Source organism: Marinococcus luteus, from assembly GCF_034497705.1.
Classification (GTDB): Bacteria; Bacillota; Bacilli; order Bacillales; family Marinococcaceae; genus Marinococcus; species Marinococcus luteus_A.
The window spans coordinates 1-2247 of sequence record NZ_JAXRUV010000020.1; the positions used below are offsets into that span (position 1 = coordinate 1).

Sequence of the window (2247 nt, forward strand, 5' to 3'; positions counted from 1 at the left end):
CGTTCGGGTCGGCGATGTCGAGGTAGCCGAGCTCATGGAGGTCCTGCTTCATGGCCCGGGCGTCGTCGCTGCGGACGCCATTCTCCAGAGCGTCAGGATTTCCCTCGGGGTCGTCACTTAGCACGTCTTCCAGCTTTGCGACGGTATTGGTTCCTGCGATCCCATCTACGACAAGGTCGTTGGTGCGCTGGAAATCTTCTACTGACTGTTCGGTCTTTGGTCCAAAATACTCGGTGGGATTGTCAGTTACGTGAAATCCAGCTTCATTTAAATCCTGTTTCAGTTGCTGAACGTCTTCTCCGGTGGAAGATTCACTTAATGGAAGGTTATCGTATGTATATGCCTGGACTTCGATCGGCGTAGCGTTCCATAAATACAGAGAGGCAGTGCCAGCTACAGTACTATATAACAAAAATTTACCTGGCTTAAACAAACTAAAAACTCCTTTTTAGGTATAAAAGATTAGTTCTTTATGTATACTAGAAAGTCTATGTAAGCAAGGAGTAATTTACAAGTCGTCCTCTAAATTTCCATTCCTAAAGATGGAAAAAGGTGAGAAAGTTGGTGCGGTATTCATAGATTTTGTAGGTATATAATAATTAAATAAGACAATATGGAACTATTGTTGTCTTTAGACAGCACCGATAAAATGCAGAGAGAAATATAATACGATATTTAGGAGGAAGGATGTGTTTCAATAAATAGTAATTTACTTTTAATCAACAAAACATTGGCTTTCACTTCAATATTTATTAGTGGAAGCTCATGAAGTGAAAAGCGGATAAAGGAACTTTAGAAGAGGAGGGAGCTGGGAATGAAGTAAAGCATCTGGAAAAATATCAAACGATGCTGATTTTGAAACCACAGAATCAAATAATACATATTTTGACTTGAAAATAGTCGGGAAATAGAAATTTTCAGAAAATCAATAACTTATTCGCAGATGGCATAGTTGCGCCTGAAACGCTTATTATAATCGACGAGTGATTGAATGAAAACGCGAAAGTGGCTAATAACGCAGTGCGGATAGCGTAGCCCGACTTTTGAGGAACATTGTAGGTTTTAAGTAATGGCCTATAAAATATACAAAATCAATAAATGGAGCAATTATGATACCGGAAGGAGAGACGAAATTATTTTTCAATTCAAAAACTACATATTAATTGCAGTGGCTTTCATACTTATAGCTTCTTTACCATTCCAGTTTCAACAAGCAGAAAGTGCTTCTTCAACACTAAAGCAGGGAGATAGTGAAAGCGCCGTTCAAGAACTTCAAAAAGACTTGAACGAAGCAGGGTTCCATGTGACGGACAATCCAACGACTTACTTTGGATCGAAAACGGACGAAGCGGTCCGGGATTTTCAGAGGGTAAATGAACTGGTAGTTGACGGCGTAGCTGGGCCTAATACCCTGAATGAACTAGAAGAAGTGTTGATTGAAAGCCGGGAGGAAGAAAGCTCGAACAGTAATAGCGGCAGCGAAGTGCTGGAGGACGGGGTGAGCAGCGACGCGGCCCAGGCCATGAAGGAGGACCTGCATGAGCTCGGCTACCTCGACATCGCCGATCCGAACGACCACTTCGGCCCGCAGACGGAGGAGGCGGTCATGGCCTTCCAGGACGACCGAGGGCTCTCGGCCGACGGCGTGGCGGATGACGACACGCTTGGCGAACTGAGCGACGCCTTGAGCACTGGCGACAGCAGCGGGGACAGCAAAGTGCTGGAGGACGGGGTCCGCAGCGACGCGGCCCAGGCCATGAAGGAGGACCTGCATGAGCTCGGCTACCTCGACATTGCCGATCCGAACGACCGTTTTGGCCCGCAAACCGAGGAGGCGGTCATGGCCTTCCAGGACGACCACGGGCTCTCGGCCGATGGCGTGGCGGATGACGACACGCTTGGCGAACTGAGCGACGCCCGGAGCGCCGGGGCCGGCCACAGCAGCGGGGACAGCGAAGTGCTGGAGGACGGGGTCCGCAGCGACGCGGCCCAGGCCATGAAGGAGGACCTCCACGAGCTCGGCTACCTTGACATTGCCGACCCGAACGACCACTTCGGCCCGCAGAGCGAGGAGGCGGTCATGGCCTTCCAGGAGGACCGCGGCCTGACGGCTGATGGCGTGGCGGATGACGACACGCTTGGCGAACTGAGCGACGCCCGGAGCACCGGCACCGACGACAGCGAAGTGCTGGAGGACGGGGTGAGCAGCGACGCGGCCCAGGCCATGAAGGAGGACCTGCATGAGCT

At 50.0% G+C, this 2247-nt stretch carries 2 protein-coding genes; one reads left to right on the top strand and one right to left on the bottom strand.

Annotation, left to right across the window (positions count from 1 at the left end; genetic code table 11):
- Positions 1-433 (bottom strand): peptidoglycan-binding domain-containing protein (locus Q9M42_RS15500; RefSeq protein WP_322527337.1); only part of this gene is annotated, 433 nt, incomplete at its 3' end.
- Between the two features lie 636 nt (positions 434-1069).
- On the opposite strand from Q9M42_RS15500, the gene Q9M42_RS15505 reads away from it, so the two are divergent.
- On the top strand, positions 1070-2247 hold a 1178-nt coding region (locus tag Q9M42_RS15505), incomplete at its 3' end, for a peptidoglycan-binding domain-containing protein (protein WP_322527338.1).